This is a genomic window from Pseudomonas soli (assembly GCF_021283165.2).
GTDB classification, from domain to species: Bacteria; Pseudomonadota; Gammaproteobacteria; order Pseudomonadales; family Pseudomonadaceae; genus Aquipseudomonas; species Aquipseudomonas soli.
This window is the reverse complement of record NZ_CP128543.1, coordinates 3,500,790-3,518,164: the sequence shown is the minus strand read 5'-3', so window position 1 is coordinate 3,518,164 and position 17,375 is coordinate 3,500,790. Positions and strand designations below refer to the sequence as shown.

Below are 17,375 nucleotides of genomic sequence, written 5' to 3'. Positions count from 1 at the left end.
ATGCTGAAACATATCCTCGCCGCCGTGCAGCAGCACGCCGCGGCGGAGTATCCGCGCGAGTGTTGCGGACTGCTCTTGGCCGTGGGCCGCAAGCAGGTGTACTTCCCCTGCATCAACGTGGCCACCGAGCCGACCGAAGAGTTCCGCATCGCGCCGGAGCAGTACGCCGAAGCCGAAGACAAGGGCCAGGTGATCGGCATCGTGCACTCGCATCCCGACGCCACCAGCCGCCCGTCGCCGCGAGACCTGGCCATGTGCGAGGCCACGGGACTGCCATGGCACATACTTTCGTGGCCGGAGGGCGACCTGCGGACGATAACTCCCACCGGCGATACGCCGCTGCTGGGCCGGCCCTTCGTGCACGGCGCCTGGGACTGCTGGCAGGTATGCGCCGACTGGTACCAGCGCGAGTGGGGCTTGGGCTTCCCGGCATACGTCCGTGAAGACGGTTGGTGGGAGCAGGCCGCCGGCCCGAGCCTGTACGAGCAGGCCTACGAGGCTGCTGGTTTTTACCAGGTAGACCGGCCCGAACGCGGCGACATGATCGTCATGGCCGTTGGCCGGACGGTGCACCCGAACCATGCCGGCATCTACCTCGGCGGCGATCCCAAGCTGCCCGGCGAGAAAGCCGATCTGTACGGTCCCGGCCCATTCCTCCTGCACCACCTGTACGGCAGGCCGTCAGAGGTGATCATCTACGGCGGTCCCTGGCATGACCGTGCCCGCCTGATCCTGCGGCACAAGGAGGCTCGATGAGCGCAATCGCCTACAAGCCCATGACGACCATCAAGCTGTCTGGATCGCTGGCCCAGAAGTTCGGGCGCACCCACCGCCGGCAGCTCGATAGCGGTGACACCTGGGAGGTGTTCAAGGCCCTGAAAGCCACGCTGGCCGGGTTCGAGGATGAGGTACGACGCCTCGACGGTATGGGCCTGCGCTTCGCCGTGTTCCGGAACCGGCAGAACGTCGGCCTCGAGGACTTCGAGCGCGGCGGCGTCCGCGAACTGCGGATCGTGCCGGTGATCGGTGGAAGCAAGCGCGGGGGGCTGCTGCAGACAATCGTCGGCGTGGTCATGGTGGTTGCCGGCGCTGTCACCGGCCAGGCGTGGGCGATGCAGATCGGTGCGGCCATGGCGCTTGGTGGCGTCATCCAGATGCTCAGCCCGCAAGCCAAGGGGCTGTCGCAGAGCGCGGCGCCGGAGAACAGGCCGTCCTACGCCTTCGGCAGCGCGAATAACACCACCGCCAGCGGAAACCCGGTACCGATCTGCATCGGCGAGCGCCGCTGGGGTGGGGCGATCATCTCCGCATCGGTCTACGCCGAAGACAAGGCGTAGCTAGCGATGGGCGTATGGCACTGATAGCATAAGGCCTCTATCGCACTCAAAAGGATGCCACAGTGTACGTTTACAAAATGGTCCAAGTTCCTCCAAATGTTGAAGTTCAAGCAAAACAGCATAAGGGGAATGAGGCTGCCGCATATTTGCAGTCCGTGGTCAATGCAAACGCCGAAGACGGATGGGAGTTTTATCGCGTGGACACTATCGGAGTTGCTGTAAAGCCAGGTTGCTTTGCCGCCTTGTTTGGAAAGCAAACTGAAATGTCTAATTACTACGTGATCTCTTTCCGTCGTCCGGCATGATCTCAAGGCTTTCAATCCTATTGATCAAACTTTATCAGCGGTGTGCTCCTGACAGGATCAGATCAGCTTGCCGCTACACTCCTTCGTGTTCGAGCTATGCATTGCTAGCTATTGAAAGGTACGGTGCTCTCCGAGGTTGGAAGCTAGCCGTGGCGCGAATCTATCGCTGCAAGCCTCCGAATGGAGGAGAAGATTACCCATAACTAAACCCGCTGCGGCGGGTTTTTTCTTGCCCGGAGGAAAGCATGGGCGCAGCACTTCAACCTGCCGTAACCGGCGCTAAGGGCGGCGAGAAGAAGCCCAAGGCGCCCTACGAGGCCCCGGACAGCCTTCGCTCCACCAACATCGCCAAGGTTCTGCTGGCCGTGGGCGAGGGCGAGTTCGACGGTACGCCGACTGACCGAGACATCTACCTCGACAACACCCCGATCATGGACGTCAGCGGCAACGTGAACTTCCCGGGTGTGAAGTGGGAGTGGCGCCGCGGTACCGTGGAACAGGACTATATCCAGGGCATCCCTGCGATCGAGAGCGAAACGTCGGTCGGCGTGGAGCTGCGCAGTGATCAGCCGTGGACGCGTGCGTTGAGCAACACCAAGTTGTCGGCTGTGCGCCTGCGCTTCAGCTGGCCACGCTTGCTCCAGCAAAACCCAACCAATGGCGACACGACCGGTTACACCATCGAGTACGCGATCGACATCGCCACCGACGGCGGCGCCTTCGTCGAGGCGCACCGGAACGCGGTCAGCGGCAAGACCAGCAACGGCTATCAGCGCTCTGTGCGCGTCGACCTGCCGGCAGCCACCTCGGGCTGGGTGATCCGCGCCCGGCGCCTCACGCCGAATGCCAACACCGGCGCCATTGCCGACACGATGACCATCGCGGCCTACACCGAGATCATCGACCAGAAGCTGCGCTACCCCAACACCGCGCTGCTCTACATCGAGTTCGATGCCGAGCAGTTCCAGAACATCCCGTCGGTGACTGTGAAGTGCAAGGCGCGCCGCTGGCCGGTTCCGACCAACTATGACCCGATCGCCCGCACCTACACCGGCGCCTGGGACGGTACCTTCAAGCAGGCCTGGACCAACAACCCGGCTTTCGTCACCTATGGCCTGTGCGTCGAGGACCGGTTCGGCCTGGGCAAGCGCATCAAGCCGTGGATGGTCGACAAGTGGGAGATGTACCGCATCGCCCAGTACTGCGACCAGCTTGTGCCGGACGGGGTAGGGGGCCAGGAGCCGCGGTTCCTGTGCGACATGAACCTGCAGGCCAAGGCCGAGGCCTGGACGCTGCTGCGCGACTTGTCCGCCATCTACCGGGGCATGGTGTACTGGGCGCAGGGCGCGCTGTTCATGCAGGCCGATATGCCCCGGGCGCAGGACTTCGACTACGTGTTCACGCGGGCGAACGTCATCGACGGCGAGTTCACCTACGGCGGCGCCGAGCGCAGCACGCACTACAGCCGTGCCCTGGTGAGCTATGACAACCCGGGGAACAACTACGACACCGACGTGATCCCGGTCACCGACCTGGCGCTGCAGCGTCGGTACCAGGATCGACCCATCGAGATCTCGGCCATCGGCTGCACCCGCGCTTCCGAGGCCCAGCGCCGCGGGAAGTGGGCGCTGCTGAGCAACAACCAGGACCGGACTGTCACGTTCAAGACTGGCATGGAGGGCCGCATTCCGCTGCCTGGTCACGTCATCCCGGTGGCGGACGAGTTGCTTTCGGGGCGGCCCAACGGTGGCCGCATCGCTGCGGCGGCCGGCAAGGTCGTGACCCTAGACCGTGACACGCAGATCAAGGCCGGCGACCGGCTGATCATAAACCTGCCCAACGGCAGCGCGCAGGGGCGCACCGTGCAGTCGGTGGCCGGTCGCGCTGTGACCGTGACCACGGCCTACTCGGTCCAGCCGGAGCCCGAACTGCAGTGGGCGATCGACGCCGACGACCTGGCGATTCAGTTGTTCCGGGTGCTGAAGACCTCACGGACCACCGATGGCGAGCACGAGATCACCGCCCTGGAGTTCAACCCGAGCAAGTTCGCGGCTATCGATACCGGCGCGAAGCTCGAGGAACGGCCGATCAGCGTCATCCCGGTAACTACCGTGCCGCCGCCGGCGAGCGTGACCCTGACGTCCGACTACGCGATTGCCCAGGGCCTGGCCGTCAGCACGATGACCATCGCCTGGCCAGCCGTGGAAGGGGCCGTGGCCTACGACGTTGAGTGGCGCAAAGACAGCGGCAACTGGATCCGCCTGCAGCGCACCGGCACCGCGTCGGTGGATGTGGTCGGGATCTACGCCGGTCAGTACCTGGCCCGCGTGCGTGCGGTCAGTGCTTTCGACATCACTTCCACCTGGCGCAGTTCGGTGCTCACCGACCTGAAAGGGAAGGAGGGAACGCCTCCGGCGGTTACGTTCCTCACGGCCACCAGCGAGATTTTCGCCATCCGGCTGAAGTGGGGACTGCCGCCCGGGGCCGAGGACACACAGCGAACGGAGATCTGGAGCAACCCGATCAACGACCTGACCAGCGCCACCAAGCTGGCGGACCTGGCCTATCCACAGTCAGAGCACGTGATGTCCGGCCTGGCCGCTGGTGCTGCGTTCTTCTTCTGGGCCCGCCTGGTCGACCGGACCGGCAACATAGGCCCGTTCTTCCCGGTTCCGCCAACGGCGGTGCAGGGCATCGCCCAGACCGACCCAGGCCCCATCCTCGACATGATCTCCGGCGAGATTGACGAGTCCATGCTCGGCGAGCAGTTGAAGAACAAGATCGACGGGCTACAGGACCAGATCAACGCCCTGGACGGCCTGAAGGCCTACGACAAGGGCGAGCCCTATGAGGAAGGCCAGATGACGGTGGTCGATGGCCGGATCTATCAGGCTATCCATGACGTACCAGCCGACCCGAGCGGAGCCAATGCGCCGCCAAACGCTTCGTTCTGGATCGACGTTGGTCAGTCCATCGAGTCGGCCAATGGCCTCGCCCAGCAAGTGCAGACCAATACCGCCAAGATCGAGGAGGTGGACGGGAAGGTCGAAGCATCAGCCAGCCAGCTGAGCGCGCTGCAAGCGGCCTGGCGCCCTGACAGCGCGGAGGGAGAGCTTGCGGATGCGCTCGCGGGCTGGAGCTCCAAGGCTCGTCTGGCTCGCGAGCAGATGGTCCGAGCGAGCGAAACCGAGGCGCTTGCGCGCAGCTCCGAAACGCTCGACGCCAAGATTGGCCAGACCAACGCAACTGTCCAGACCGTCAGCCAGGCCCAGGCCAACCTCGAGGGTAAGGCCAGCACGATGTGGTCGGTAAAGATGCAGCTGAACGCCCAGGGGCAGTACGTCGCCGCCGGTATCGGTCTCGGCATCGAGAACGGCCCGGCGGGCCTGCAGAGCCAATTCCTGGTGTCGGCTGACCGGTTCGCCGTGGTGAACAACATCAACGGCACGCTCTCGTCGCCGTTCGTTGTTCAAGGCGGTCAGGTGTTCATCAATCAGGCGCTCATCAACACGGCCTACATCCAGCAGATTGTCCTCGGCATGACGCTCAGATCGCAGGCGGTGAACTCGCAGGGGCAACCGCTGATCGAGCTGAACATGGTTACAGGTGCCGTGGCGATTCGCGGGCAGGATGCCAGCGGCTCGACCCTCATTACCAATGGCCAGGTCAACACCTACTTCACCAGCGGCAACCCGGCTACCAAGATGGGTATCGGCATATGAGCACAGGCTTTCTTGCATTCGCAGAAGACGGATCGGTCGTAACTGACATGACAGTGCTCGTCAGTCAGACGCAGGGAAGCGTAGTGACTGACAGCGCGAATGGAAGTGCAACGATGCCGCCTGTACCCGCCGGGCGGCAACGTTTCTACATGATCGTTCCGCTCGTTGACATGAACAGGGAAAAGGGGAAAAGGCCAGGCGTTAGTATTTCAGAAAACACCATAACCTGGACGTATTCATTTAGTACCAACAACTGGGGGTACTTTTCGGCTAACTGTCGAATTTACTATGGGTATTACTGATGGCCGGTAAATTTGTTGCGTATCGTGAATCGGATCAGCAGCTGTTATTTGATACTGACTTGATTTGCTATGGGCTTCGAAAAAGCGGATATCTACAGTTTGTAGAAAATTGGCCTCAGAAGTATCTGAGGTCTGCTCAGCTTGATCCAAATAATGGCGCAAACTGGACCAACGACCCAACCCCCAAAGAGCCAATTTATGGAATCTCGCTGTCAAGTTGGCGCTCTCCTATTGTGTTCCTTGTGGGTGATGGTAGTCCGTGTGGGGAAATGCTTGACTCTGGAATTAAAACTCTACTGTTTGTCGGAGCTTCGGCTAGCACAAAAGCCTACGTCTTCGACCTGATGACTGACGATGGTCCGATAACTGGGCTTAAGTGCTACAAGGAAAACCCCTGGGAGCTGACGTTCAACTCAGGGCAACCGCCACTTAACATCATCGCCTCAGTACAGGCCCCAGGCCTTGGCAGGTTAGTCAGTCCAAACTACGACGACCGATACGAGGCCTATGACGGCGGTTACAACTCGATGATTGGAACCAACGGCGGGACAACTTACTTTCAAATGAAGTCTTACGTCGATGTGCCGGTAGTGGCTGGAGAGCTAGCTGCAGCCATTACGTTCACGCGCTCAGCAGGTTGTAACGGGTCCTTTTCAGGTGCTGGCGGTTTCGAGTTCGGGTGTCAGGAGGGGTGTGGTGGTTACAACGGCGGTGTCAGGTTCATGTTTACGGTTGCAGCGGCAACTACTCGGGCGATCGTTGGTAGCTTTCCATACAACTACTGGCGGCAGATCCCTGAGATATTTCCTCATGCCCTCGTTATTAAAACGGCCGGCCTTCCATTTCCATTTAACTGAGACTTGTATATGCCATGGTATAGACAGGGTACTGTCTCGATCACCGCTGGGCAGACAACGGTGGTTGGTGTCGGAACAGATTTTCCCGCTAACAGTCGCGTGGGTGATGCGTTCATTGGCCCTGATGGGAAGGTTTATGAACTGTCCAACATTGCCAGTCCGACGGTAATCAGCATCCTTCCAGCCTATCAAGGCGCGACGGTAACAGGCGGGCGGTACGGGCTTGCCCCCATGCAGGGCTACGTAAAAGAATCCGCCGACCGCCTGCGGCAGCTTGTTGACCAGTTTGGCTCAACCATGGCCCTGTTTGGTGGAGCCGCAGATATTGCCACCCTGAGGGTGAACATCGGTGCAGCTGGGCGCGGGGTAAACAGCGATATCACATCCTTGACCGGCCTGACCACGGCGCTCAGCATCGCCCAGGGCGGGACAGGGGGGAAGACGGCGGCAGAGGCACGAGCTGGCCTTGGCCTGAAGTCCGCAGCTGCCGCAGATATCGTCGGCACCGTCAGCCAGGCGAGCGGCGTGCCCACGGGGGCAATCATCGAGCGCGGTAGCAACGCAAACGGCGAGTACACGAAGTATGCGGACGGAACCCTCGAATGCTTCATCACTGGCTCCAACTCGCAATCGGTCGCAACCAACACGGGTGTCGAGATCAGCGTGACATTCCCGGCGCCGTTCATCGGCATCCCGACGCCGACCGGAAACGCTGGCCTATCGACGAGCGTGACCACCGGCCTGGCGGCACGCATCACCGTTGGTTTCCCGTTCACCGTCTCCGGTGCGAGCTCGATGCGCGTGCACATCTTCAACACCACCGGCATCACCATCGGTGGCTTCTCGTACTTCTTGCAAATCAAAGGACGGTGGTTCTGATGATCATCAAGCTTTCACCTGTTCGCTCTGATGCTCAACTGTCGGTGTTCCGCCTGGGCGACATGTTGACGATCAACAATGTTGCGCTGGACCTCGCCCGCTTGCCTGAGGGTGCCTCGCTTCCTGCGTCAGCAGTGGGCAGCGCGTTCATGCACGATCCGATTGAGCGTCACGACGGCAAGCTGATTGTCACACTGCGCCTGCCGCACGCTGCTGATGCGACGGAGTCGGCGCGGTTCCCGGTCGATATCGTTGACCCTGCTGAAGGCCCAGTGCAACTGCCAGGGCAGGATGTGCGTGACGCAGAGCCGGCAGCTACAGGCGTCATCGACTGGAGTCAGGTCATCACAGCAGAGCAGAAGGCGGCGGACCTGCTTGAGCAGCAGCGTCTGGAAGCCGTGGCCGAGATTGCGCGCCGCCGTGTTCAGGCCGACCAAGCGATTGCCCCGCTGCAGGATGCCGTTGACCTGGACGAAGCAACGGAGGTCGAGGCCGCGCTGCTCAAAGACTGGAAGCGCTATCGCGTTGCGCTCAACCGTGTGCTCGAACAGCCAGGCTATCCCATCGAAATCGACTGGCCCGCGCCGCCGGCCTGATCCACACCAAACCCACCGACCGCCCGAGAGGCGGTATTTTTTTGCCTGGAGAAAACCATGACCAAATTGCTTCCCCGCGGCGTGCGCAATCGCAACCCGGGAAACATCGATTTCAACCCCGCCAACAACTGGGTTGGCCAGATCGGTAAAGAGCCCGGCGGCCGATTCTGCATCTTCGACACGCCGGAGAATGGCATTCGTGCGCTCGGCAAGCTGTTGCAGACCTACTACAACAAGCACGGCTTGCGCAATGTGGCAGCGATCATCAAACGCTGGGCGCCGGAAATAGAGAACGACACCGATGTCTACATCCGCACCGTGGCGCAGCGTTGCGGTCTTTCCCCGAGCGATCCGATCAAGGACATCAAGAACCAGCAGGTCCTAGGCGGTCTGGTGCTCGCGATCATCAAGCACGAAAACGCGAATTACGAGTACCCGCCGGCGGTGTTCGCTGAGGGCTTGCGAAGGGCGTTAGCTTGAATAGCTGGGGCGTGCGGGTGACTGCAATGCTAGCGGTGGCCGGGTCGTATTGGCCCGTGTACAAGCACGGTCGATCTGCAGGGCTCGCAAAGAGCAACGGCGCGTCGACGCGCAAGAGGAGGTGAGGGCGAATGCGGATTTTCAACTCCACGTTTTTGTATTCCACAAAATTTTAAACGCTCAGCATGATAAAAACATGGTGCTTCCATCCCAGGGGGCGAAGTTAAATTTAAATAAAAAGCCCGCGATAAGCGGGCTTTTCAATGATATGTAATGTGCTAGGAACCTACAAAGTCGACGACGCAGCAAGAGGTGTTTCGCGAGGTGCGATCTTCTTTTTTAGCCACTTGCGCAGGGTCAAGTGCTTATCTTCTAGCAGCCATGCGCAGACTGCCGAGAACAGAACGCAGATAAGGATAGATAGCCAAGCATTGAGAGGCTTTGCAGAGTTCATTTGCGTGCTCAGCAACACCCGGATTGGCTCATGCGTCAGGTACATTGCATACGACAGGAACGCGCCTTTGGTAGCAATCCACTTAACAGGAGTAGAAACGCGAAGATTGGTGCTCGCAAGGATAATGAACATCATGGCCACACCAGTTAGAAGCAAAAGCTGCTGATCATACATATTCATGTGGCTAGCAAGGGAAAGCTTTTTGAATCTCCACAGCAGGCCGAAGATTACAGCTGCAAGTGGAACGAGTACTTGCTTCCAGTTCACCCGAGGCATGAATACGTAAATGTATGCGAAAGCGGCACCAAGGAACCACTCCCACGCTACCGACTCCCAAATCGTGAAGTACCCAACTACCAAAGTTGCAGGGATGGCGAGAACAGTAGCAAACATTCGCTCAACAGCGGACATGTCACGCCAGAAGAAAGCGATGCCGAAGAATACGTACAGCCACCACTCAACGGCAATTGTCCAGAGAACGGTATTGCCACCAAATACGGTAATTGGTGGTATGCCGTCTATCATTCGTGCAAATGGCGTGTGCTGCAACTGCAGTAGGTGGCCAATCCAGTCCCAGGCCGTTGGGGCAGTCCGGCCAATAAATAGAACAAAAACCAGGAAGGAAATTATTAGTGCAGGAACGTACAGGACATAAATTCGGCTGAATCTGTCAATCATGTACTCACTAAAACTGTATTTTTCGCGGGTCAGGCAATGATAGGTAATTAGAAATCCTGATAGCCAGAAAAATACTACTACCGCTAAGCTCTGAAAGGGCATTATTTTGCCAAACCAACTTATAGGTGTGACGCCCGATAGTGTATGGCCAACAAGTACGGCAAATGCCGCCAATGCTCGTATTGCGTTAAGTGTCGTAGATTGACCAATGGTCAGTGTGTTGCTCACGTGGCAGTCCCTTCCTTAGAAATTCTCAAGGCCGATTTTTTTGATCAAACGGCCATCATACCAAAATTTCGCTTTCAGATACTATTGGTGATTTTGGCTGCGCGCCCGACAGGTCGCGGGCTTTTCTCGCCAGGAGAAAATCCATGACCCGATCCACCGCACGCGGTGTACGCAACAACAACTCCGGCAGCATCGACTACAACCACCACAACGCTTGGCAGGGGCAGTTGGGCATCGAGGTCGGCGTGGCAAAGCCGCGCTTCGCCCGTTTCGACTCGGCCGAGAATGGCATCCGTGCCCTGGGCAAGCTGCTGATCAACTACCGCGGCAAGGACGGCATGCCCGGCGTGGGCGAGAAGGGCATCGACACGGTGCTGGAGACCATCAACCGCTGGGCACCGAGCAACGAGAACGACACCCAGGCTTATGCCGCTTCTGTGGCCAAGCGCCTGGGGGTGGGCATCACCGACCCGATCGATATCAAGGATCGCTACACGCTGTGGGTGTTCGTGGAGAGCATCATCATCCACGAGAACGGCGGCAACCCGTACAAGGGCGCCGTCATCGATGAGGGCGTACGGCGGGCGCTGGCGTGAAAGGCTGGGGCGTGCGCGTGATCGCGCTGCTGGCCGTGTTCGGGTCGTACTGGCTCGTCTACCAGCACGGTCGGTCGGTGGAGCGCGCCGAGGCAGCAACAGCATCTGCGCAACGGGACAGCGGCGATCGCCTGGCCGAGGTGCTGGGCGAGCGCGGAGAACGCCAGGAAGAACATCGCCGCGCAGCGGCGCACGAGGAGGTGAGGGCGCATGCTCAGGAGCAACGAACGATTGCCGACAGCGCTGCTGCTGGGGCTGATGCTGCTGGCCAGCGGCTGCACGACGAAGCCGACAAGCTCGCTGCCGCCGTCGGTTGCTCCAGCCAGGATCCCGCCGTTGCCGCTCGAGGCGAGGCAGCCCGACGCGCCGCCATGGTGCTCTCCAACCTGCTCGCACGGGCTGATGCTCGAGCGGGAGAGCTGGCGTCAGCGTATGACCGAGCCCGGATAGCTGGCCTGGCCTGCGAGGCGTCCTATGGCAGCTTGTTGGAGGAAGGTCGTCCTTTGGTACAACCAGAATGAACCTTGATCTGTGGTGTTTGGTCGCAACCAGATTGCGATGGTTTCGACGTTAAGCAGGAAAAGGAGAGGTTATGCGAAGGAATGATCTGAAGAGCGAGGCAGAGGCGTGGGCAATGGTTGCGCTCTGGGTCTGCGTTATTGCACTGGCTACTTTGGCATGGCACCGGATGTTGACTTAAAGCGGTGTCGGTTGCGGCGGGCTTGGACCTATACTGCTTTGGTCAACGTACTGGGGCGGTATCGTGAAACGAACGATCGAGGGAATGGTAGAGGCGGGAGAGCCGTTGTTGCTCGAGGCACTTGAGGCGCTGCGCACTTACCACAATGCTCAAGCCGCCGGGGTTCCTGCAGAGGAAGTCGAGCGCCTTCGGGTGATCGCAGAGTCCGCTTACCAGGCTGTGACCGACTACCAACTCTACGCGCTTGGGCACCAGCCTCTGATCCGTCACTGAGCCGGCTCTATCAACGCTGATCCCTGGTTCCGCACGTTGCCAACGGCAATTCCAACGCGGTACCACTCGAACGCCTCTGCCGGCTCACCCAGGTTCAGCACCAATTGTTCCGCGTGTTCGCTGGGTATGCCTGCTGCGATCCATTCAACCGCCAGATCAGGCGACAGCACGACCGGCCGGCGGTCGTGCACATCGACCAGGCCGCCCTGGGCGTCGGCAGTGATGATCACGAACCCGTCGTGCTCATTGCCGGCGAACTGACCTATTGAGGCGCACAGGGCAGGGCGCCCATCTCGCCTGCGGATGTAATAGGGCTGCTTCTTCGGCCCGCCTTCGTCCACCCACTCATACCAGCCATCCACCGGCGTGATCGCTCGATGCGGCCAGATCGCCCGAAAGAAGGGACCGTGGGCCACCTTCTCGACGCGGGCGTTTATCGGCGCGGCGCGGTCGGTAGCCCAGTGCGGCCTCCACCCCCATCTCACCAGGTCCGCCCTCGGACCTGCGTCATCTACCCGGAGCACGGCGACCTGCGTGGTCGGCGCGACATTGTACCGCCCCAGGTCCTGGTCACCTACGTTGTTACGCCAGACTTCTGGCATGCTCAGCGTCTCAACGAAGTCATGGATCCCGCGGTACTGGGTCAACCTTCCGCACATGTCCGGTCCTCCTGCTTGAGCCAGAAGCATAGCCCGCCGGGCGGTACTGGCCTGGTCATCCGTTTGAATGGTCAAATACTGTATCGATATACAGTATTGGTGCCGCATGTACTTCCTCCTTGTTCGCCGTCGAGAGCGCGGCGTAGCGATCCCCAACGAAAAGCTCGCGAAGGTCAAGCCGCTCAGGGCCGACATTCACCTACACGAGTGCCATAGCGCAGCTCTTGGGCGCTGCTGCATTGAGGCCTGGGTGTTCAATCCGGCCCCGGGCGAAGACATCATCCCGCGCCTGTTGGATGCCAAGGTGAATGGCATGGGCAGTCTGGGGCTGAACATCACGGGCGTTGAGGATGTAGACGGCGTGCTCTATGCGCAGTCCTGGTGGTGCCGTGTTGAGTAGCCTGGCGGGCATACCGCAGCCGTGGCTGGACGAGCTCTACGACAGCTCAGCCCTGGTCACCGACCCGGACGGCCGCGCCGCGGTTCTCAATGAAATGGCCTATGCCGCCGGCCGGCGCAAGGAAGTCGATGCCAACGTGCTGTCCGACATGCTGGAGCTTGCCGAGGCAGCCAGGACGTGGGCTCTACTGGAGCACGAAGAAGCCTGGGCCATGGGCCTGTTGAGGTATGAATCTGCAGAGGAGTGGGAGAGGGACGAGCCAGGACGGATCGTGGTCGGCAGAACGCCGGAGAAGGGGATGTAGCTCGTACCACTTTTTGTACCAATGAGCGTGTTTTGGCGTGTGGCCCAGAGTTTTGCAGAGTGGCGAAACGCCCGAATTCATTGGGTTTCGCCACTTTGCCAAACTCACCAAAACGCGGAAAACATCTCTGGAGTATGGCCGAACGGCTGTCGAATGCCTTATATCCAAAGGGCGCAACGTGAAGTAAATTTAATCCGGCGGGCTTTGCGCCGCATTCCCATATGGTCAACCGGACGACCTGCCATGACACTCCGTATCGATTTCACCGACCAGGCGACTAGCCTGCATCACGATGCAATTTTGAAACCCTTGCGCGAATTCAATGGTGGCGTGATCGGCTCGCCTGGAGCGGCCTCCGTCGCCTGGACGCTGCGTGACCCCAACCTGGATGAAATCGTCGGTGGCCTCTACGCCAGGCTGGGTGGGGGGTGGATGTTCGTCGAACTGCTGGTGGTGCCCGAGCGGATGCGCGGGCAGGGCTGTGGGCGCGAGCTGATGGCCAGGGCTGAGGCGCTGGCGAGGAGAAAGGGCTGTGGCGGGATCTGGCTGGATACCTTCAGCTTCCAGGCGCCGGACTTCTACCGCAAGCTGGGGTTCGAGGTTTTTGGTGAGATTGCCGATTTCCCGCCTGGGCATACCCGTTATTTTCTGCAAAAGCGATTGGCCTAGTCTTGCAGGCTTCGCACAGGAAAAGGTCTCAGCCAACCCGCAACCAGATCGCCGAGGCGTCGTCGCTCATCTTGAATCGTGGGTAGCGCAGGCATGCCGCATCGTCGTGCTCGATGCCACGCAACGTCCGCGCCAGGTCATCGAGGCCGTGGGCCAGCAGGCGCTCGATGAAACCGGCTGGGTCATAGGCGCGATAAGTGTCGAACAGTGCGGCGAAACCGTCGCTCATCAACAGCACATCGTCCCCCAGGGACACTGATGCCCGGCTGTAGAGCGTGCCCTCCCTGGACAGCTCGGCATCGATGCCAAGCACGGCCCGGGGACGCTCACGGGCAACCCGCCGGTCAGCCAGTACGGCAGGGGTCCGCACGCCGTGGGCGCCAGTACCGGGCCCAAGTGCCGCAGCCTCGGCGCGTTCGGCCTCGCGGTCGGGCTCCGGGGTGAGGAAGTGGATGCCGCTCGCGCTGCGGTGCAGTACCACGCAGTCGGCCAGGTGGGCGCAGACCAGCTCATCACCTTCCAACGCTACCGCGGCAAAGGCGGCGCGCGGCAGTTCCCAGGTGGCCAACGGCTCACGTTGACGGTCTTGCTGGTAAGCCTGGGCAATCGCCACGAAAACCGATTCGCAGACCTGCCGCAGGGGCCCCGACGCCGCGGAGAAGGCGCGCTGGGCCGTGGCCGAGAGCCAGGCCGCGCCGCCGCGCTCACCCAGCAGGCCGGGAGCGCCGAGGTCAGTAGCGCCGTCGATTACCCAGGCATGGCGGTCGGCACTGCCGACGCGGTCGTCATTGGGGACATCGGGCTTGCCAGCCAGGCTCAGGGACTGGATCAGGTCGAAATGCATATCGGGCTCCGGATCGATGGGGTGCAGCAACCTTGAACGCTGGGTCGGCGTGCGTCAAATATCAAGGTTTGGGTGCGCGGTCCCAGCAGTCGCTGTCCAGGGCGCAGACGCCGTATTGCCGGTCCATCAGCGCCATGCGCCGCAGGTGGGCGTCGATGATGTCGCGGTTCACTTCGCTGTCGATGATGTAGCGGCTGTAGCGCTCGATCAGGCGGAGTTTCCAGGCCTCTCGGGTGGCCGCGTCGAGTGTGTCGGGCGCATTGGCCAGCCGTTGCAGGGTGAGGTCGTCGACACGCTTGAGCTGGTCGGTGAGGGTGTCGATGTAGAGGCCGCGCTGCGTTTCCTTGTGGCGCGCAGTGTCGGCATCGAAGACATCAAGGTTGCGCTGCCATTGGCTCCAGTAGGCGTCCGGCAGCTGGATATCGCGTTTCTGACGCAGCTTGGCGACGATTTGCGCGTTGCTCTGGCGCGGGGGTGGTTGGCGGTTCTGACTGGCCAGCGGGTCCAGGGCGAGGGCCTGGGCAATCCAGGCATTGCGTGCCTCGCTGTCCGGCAGCACCGGGCCAAGTGGCGGGGCTTGGTCGGTGGTGGAGCGGGGCAGGGCATTGCAGCCGGCAAGCGACAGGAGCAGTGACAGTACCAGCAGCGCTGGTAGGTTGTGACGCGACATGAATCTTCCTTGAGTAACTGCAAGATCGTGCATCCGTGGCGGATGCACGAGAAGTATCGGCGCTTGCGCGGCTGACTTGAGCTCAGTCCAGTTGCTTGGCCATTTCCGCGGTCTGCGCCCAGCCCAGGCCGGCATAGACCGGCCGGCCCACCTCGGTGGCGTGCAGGACGGCAAAGCCCAGGCCGCGCCGGATGAACTCGGCCTCCGCCAGGCACATCAGTTTCGAAGCCAGTCCCCGGCGGCGATGGGAAGGCTCCACGTAGACATTGAGCACGTAGCCGCGCTGCTCGTGACAGGGATGCGCCGGGTGCGGCGGCCAGTCGATCGACATCAGGCCGATGGCCGCCACCGGCTGCTCCTCATCCAGTAGCACGAAACCGTAGTAGCGACCATCGGCCAGGCGTGGTTGCAGCCAGGGCCGGAAGTGTTCGGTCATGGTTCGCAGGCTCACAGGGTCGCCACCGGCCTCCAGGAACATGGCCTCGCGATGGGCGCAAACCATGGCCTGGTCGCCCGGCAGCAAGCGGCGCAGGACCAGCCCGGGAAAATCGCTGGTGGTTGGCAGTTCGTTCATGGCAGCTCCCTTGGTTACAGGCTTCGATCCTAGGCGCAGCGGGCAATCGCCGTTAGATACAGATGGCCGGCAAACCTGGCATACAGCAACCTTGCCGCTGCCTGCGTTTATGGCGATGATCCGTGGCAACGCGACCACCCGACGAAGAGGCCCGCATGCCTGTTGCCCCGCTTTTGCGTTGCACCCTGCTCCTGCTGCTCGCAACCCCGGTGTGGGCGATGGACGGCAAGGGCAACTCGATCGATCACTTCACCGTTGGCTCCAGCCTGGGCACGGCCGCAGTGAGCGGCTCCACCAGCCACTCGCAGCGCAGCTACCAGGCCGCCCGCGATGATGCGCTGATGTTCATCGCCAGCGACGGGCGTTTGCGCGGCGCACGCCTGGAGCAGGCGCTGGGTGACTATCGCCAATTGCACCCCGCTAGCGCGCTGGGTGACCTTGAGCTGGCCCGGGCCTTCGCCTGCCAGGGGAGCTGACTGGCCAGCCGTTGATCGCGCTTGCTCGGGGCGGATGGATCCGGGGGCTAGACTCGTGGGCAGTGAGACCCGCCCAGGAGAGTGCCCATGACCGCCAAGAACACTGTTTGCCTGTGGTACGACAACGACGCCGAGGACGCGGCGAATTTCTATGCCAGCACCTTTCCCGACAGCCGCGTGACCGCAGTGCACAAGGCGCCTGCCGACTACCCCTCGGGCAAGGCGGGCGACGTGATCACCGTCGAGTTCACAGTGATGGGCGTGCCCTGCATTGGCCTGAACGGCGGCAAGGCGTTCAGCCACAGCGAGGCGTTTTCGTTCCAGGTGGCGACCGACAGCCAGGAAGAGACCGACCGCTACTGGAACGCCATCGTCGGCAATGGTGGCAGTGAAAGTGTCTGTGGCTGGTGCAAGGACAAATGGGGCCTGTCCTGGCAGATCAGTCCACGGATACTCACCGAGGCCGTTGCCAGCGCCGATCGCGGCGTGGCGAAGCGGGCGTTCGAGGCGATGCTGCAGATGAGCAGGATCGATATCGCCGCCATCGAGAAAGCCATCAAGGGCTGAACCCTTCAGTGCACGCGCTTGCGTTCGCTGACGCATGCCCTCGCTTGCTCTGCCAGCGTATCCAGCCGTACGTCGCGCAGCCGTTCGGCCTCGACCATCGCCGCTTCGCCCTGCTGCTTGAGCAGGTAGGCATGGATCTGCCGCACCTCGACGGTCTGGTAGATCGGCGCGATATCCAGCCGCCCGATCAGTGCCTCGCTGGGCTTGCCGGTACTGCTCATCAATACCTGCGGCCCGGCGCTGGCGACTACCTGCAGGCCCATGTTCTCGAACCACGGCACTTGCTGGGCGAAGGCGCTCAGCTCGACACAGGCATAGCGGCCACGCACGGCATCCAGCAGGCCACGGGCGATACCTTTGCGGCGGTGGTTGGCGTCCACGGCGAGGTAGGCGAGGGCGCAGGCTTGCGGGTTGTCCTGGGCCGGCAATACCAGGGCAAAGCCGAGCAACCGGTCCGGCGCGTCGGCATCCAGGGCGAGGGTCAGTTCGACTCGCAGGCCGCGGGTGCCGTCCAGGGCCATCAGGTACTGGTGCACCTCCAGGCCGACACCATACTGGTACAGCGGGTACAGCGGGTTGTCCGGGCTGATGGCGACGCTGCTGAGCTGACCGACGTGGTCGATCACCAGTTGGCGGATCTGGTTCTGGAAGGATTCGGGCGGCACGCCGTCAAGGCGGCGGAGGATGAACATCGCGGGTGGAACTCCGGCAAGGTGTGAAACACCCGCCCCGGACGAGGCGGGCGTCCATTCTACCCGCAGATGCTAGTGTCCTGCCTCGGAAATAAGCTGTTCACTTTTGGCGG

General features: G+C 61.4%; 23 protein-coding genes. 17 read left to right on the top strand and 6 right to left on the bottom strand.

All coding sequences use genetic code 11. The features are described from left to right. The 9 genes from LU688_RS16250 to LU688_RS16210 all read left to right on the top strand — a co-directional run bounded on the left by LU688_RS16250 (window position 1) and on the right by LU688_RS16210 (window position 8,478). Complete coding sequence (locus tag LU688_RS16250) at window positions 1-756, top strand: C40 family peptidase (protein ID WP_160290729.1); 756 nt, start codon at window positions 1-3, stop codon at window positions 754-756. Beyond that, complete coding sequence (locus tag LU688_RS16245) at window positions 753-1,337, top strand: tail assembly protein (protein WP_160290728.1); 585 nt, start codon at window positions 753-755, stop codon at window positions 1,335-1,337. The genes LU688_RS16250 and LU688_RS16245 overlap by 4 nt, the downstream gene beginning before the upstream one ends. A gap of 62 nt (window positions 1,338-1,399) precedes the next feature. Beyond that, entirely contained in the window at window positions 1,400-1,642 is a 243-nt protein-coding gene (locus LU688_RS16240) for a DUF4177 domain-containing protein (protein ID WP_082120379.1), read from the top strand. Continuing rightward, window positions 1,639-1,845, top strand: a complete 207-nt coding sequence (yidD, locus tag LU688_RS16235; protein ID WP_177486040.1) for a membrane protein insertion efficiency factor YidD — start codon at window positions 1,639-1,641, stop codon at window positions 1,843-1,845. Before LU688_RS16240 ends, yidD begins: the two co-directional genes overlap by 4 nt. A 42-nt stretch (window positions 1,846-1,887) precedes the next feature. Next, window positions 1,888-5,364, top strand: coding sequence for a TipJ family phage tail tip protein (locus LU688_RS16230; RefSeq protein WP_160290727.1), 3,477 nt, complete (start codon window positions 1,888-1,890; stop codon window positions 5,362-5,364). Window positions 5,365-5,665: 301 nt separating this feature from the next. Then, a complete protein-coding gene (locus LU688_RS16225) occupies window positions 5,666-6,523 on the top strand; it encodes a hypothetical protein (protein WP_160290726.1) in 858 nt (285 codons plus the stop codon). 231 nt (window positions 6,524-6,754) lie between these two features. Then, window positions 6,755-7,402 (top strand): hypothetical protein, encoded by a 648-nt coding sequence (locus LU688_RS16220; protein ID WP_143067570.1) that lies wholly within the window; start codon window positions 6,755-6,757, stop codon window positions 7,400-7,402. Then, window positions 7,402-7,998, top strand: coding sequence for a tail fiber assembly protein (locus LU688_RS16215; protein WP_269152113.1), 597 nt, complete (start codon window positions 7,402-7,404; stop codon window positions 7,996-7,998). The genes LU688_RS16220 and LU688_RS16215 overlap by 1 nt, the downstream gene beginning before the upstream one ends. Before the next feature lie 57 nt (window positions 7,999-8,055). Further along, the gene (locus LU688_RS16210) at window positions 8,056-8,478 is read left to right on the top strand and encodes a structural protein (RefSeq protein WP_094011959.1); all 423 of its coding nucleotides are present in this window, start codon (window positions 8,056-8,058) and stop codon (window positions 8,476-8,478) included. 286 nt (window positions 8,479-8,764) lie between these two features. Here LU688_RS16210 and LU688_RS16205 read toward each other — a convergent pair whose 3' ends face one another. Next, entirely contained in the window at window positions 8,765-9,838 is a 1,074-nt protein-coding gene (locus LU688_RS16205) for an acyltransferase family protein (protein ID WP_094011960.1), read from the bottom strand. Between the two features lie 143 nt (window positions 9,839-9,981). Here LU688_RS16205 and LU688_RS16200 point away from each other — a divergent pair, with 143 nt between their 5' ends. The 3 genes from LU688_RS16200 (at window position 9,982) to LU688_RS16190 (ending at window position 11,407) form a co-directional block, all read left to right on the top strand. Beyond that, the gene (locus LU688_RS16200) at window positions 9,982-10,434 is read left to right on the top strand and encodes a structural protein P5 (protein WP_094011961.1); all 453 of its coding nucleotides are present in this window, start codon (window positions 9,982-9,984) and stop codon (window positions 10,432-10,434) included. Then, window positions 10,431-10,955 (top strand): DUF2514 domain-containing protein, encoded by a 525-nt coding sequence (locus LU688_RS16195; RefSeq protein ID WP_160290725.1) that lies wholly within the window; start codon window positions 10,431-10,433, stop codon window positions 10,953-10,955. The genes LU688_RS16200 and LU688_RS16195 overlap by 4 nt, the downstream gene beginning before the upstream one ends. 263 nt (window positions 10,956-11,218) lie before the next feature. After that, window positions 11,219-11,407 carry a hypothetical protein gene (locus LU688_RS16190; RefSeq protein WP_201754903.1) on the top strand — a complete coding sequence of 63 codons (189 nt, stop codon included), beginning with the start codon at window positions 11,219-11,221 and terminating at the stop codon, window positions 11,405-11,407. On the opposite strand, the gene LU688_RS16185 is transcribed toward LU688_RS16190, so the two are convergent. After that, complete coding sequence (locus tag LU688_RS16185; protein WP_160290791.1) at window positions 11,401-12,066, bottom strand: SOS response-associated peptidase; 666 nt, start codon at window positions 12,064-12,066, stop codon at window positions 11,401-11,403. The genes LU688_RS16190 and LU688_RS16185 overlap by 7 nt on opposite strands. 106 nt (window positions 12,067-12,172) lie before the next feature. Here LU688_RS16185 and LU688_RS16180 point away from each other — a divergent pair, with 106 nt between their 5' ends. From LU688_RS16180 to LU688_RS16170, 3 genes are all read left to right on the top strand, one after another. Beyond that, on the top strand, window positions 12,173-12,466 hold the full coding sequence (locus tag LU688_RS16180) for a hypothetical protein (protein WP_023629939.1): 294 nt from the start codon (window positions 12,173-12,175) through the stop codon (window positions 12,464-12,466). Continuing rightward, window positions 12,456-12,770, top strand: a complete 315-nt coding sequence (locus LU688_RS16175; protein WP_232888197.1) for a hypothetical protein — start codon at window positions 12,456-12,458, stop codon at window positions 12,768-12,770. The genes LU688_RS16180 and LU688_RS16175 overlap by 11 nt, the downstream gene beginning before the upstream one ends. A 243-nt stretch (window positions 12,771-13,013) precedes the next feature. Continuing rightward, on the top strand, window positions 13,014-13,439 hold the full coding sequence (locus LU688_RS16170) for a GNAT family N-acetyltransferase (RefSeq protein ID WP_104445226.1): 426 nt from the start codon (window positions 13,014-13,016) through the stop codon (window positions 13,437-13,439). Window positions 13,440-13,467: 28 nt separating this feature from the next. On the opposite strand, the gene LU688_RS16165 is transcribed toward LU688_RS16170, so the two are convergent. The 3 genes from LU688_RS16165 to LU688_RS16155 all read right to left on the bottom strand — a co-directional run bounded on the left by LU688_RS16165 (window position 13,468) and on the right by LU688_RS16155 (window position 15,527). Continuing rightward, window positions 13,468-14,283, bottom strand: a complete 816-nt coding sequence (locus tag LU688_RS16165) for a protein phosphatase 2C domain-containing protein (RefSeq protein ID WP_104445227.1) — start codon at window positions 14,281-14,283, stop codon at window positions 13,468-13,470. A gap of 61 nt (window positions 14,284-14,344) precedes the next feature. Then, window positions 14,345-14,953: a hypothetical protein gene (locus LU688_RS16160; RefSeq protein WP_104445228.1), complete on the bottom strand. Its 609-nt coding sequence runs from the start codon at window positions 14,951-14,953 to the stop codon at window positions 14,345-14,347. Window positions 14,954-15,035: 82 nt separating this feature from the next. Next, a complete protein-coding gene (locus LU688_RS16155) occupies window positions 15,036-15,527 on the bottom strand; it encodes a GNAT family N-acetyltransferase (RefSeq protein WP_094011968.1) in 492 nt (163 codons plus the stop codon). Between the two features lie 155 nt (window positions 15,528-15,682). Here LU688_RS16155 and LU688_RS16150 point away from each other — a divergent pair, with 155 nt between their 5' ends. Together LU688_RS16150 and LU688_RS16145 are read left to right on the top strand one after the other, a co-directional pair. After that, a complete protein-coding gene (locus LU688_RS16150; RefSeq protein ID WP_023632009.1) occupies window positions 15,683-16,003 on the top strand; it encodes a DUF2388 domain-containing protein in 321 nt (106 codons plus the stop codon). An 87-nt stretch (window positions 16,004-16,090) separates the two neighbouring features. After that, window positions 16,091-16,570 (top strand): VOC family protein, encoded by a 480-nt coding sequence (locus tag LU688_RS16145; RefSeq protein WP_094011969.1) that lies wholly within the window; start codon window positions 16,091-16,093, stop codon window positions 16,568-16,570. 5 nt (window positions 16,571-16,575) lie between these two features. Here the strand turns inward: LU688_RS16145 and LU688_RS16140 are convergent, their stop codons facing one another. Further along, window positions 16,576-17,262 carry a GNAT family N-acetyltransferase gene (locus LU688_RS16140; protein WP_104445229.1) on the bottom strand — a complete coding sequence of 229 codons (687 nt, stop codon included), beginning with the start codon at window positions 17,260-17,262 and terminating at the stop codon, window positions 16,576-16,578. Between the last annotated feature and the right edge of the window lie 113 nt (window positions 17,263-17,375).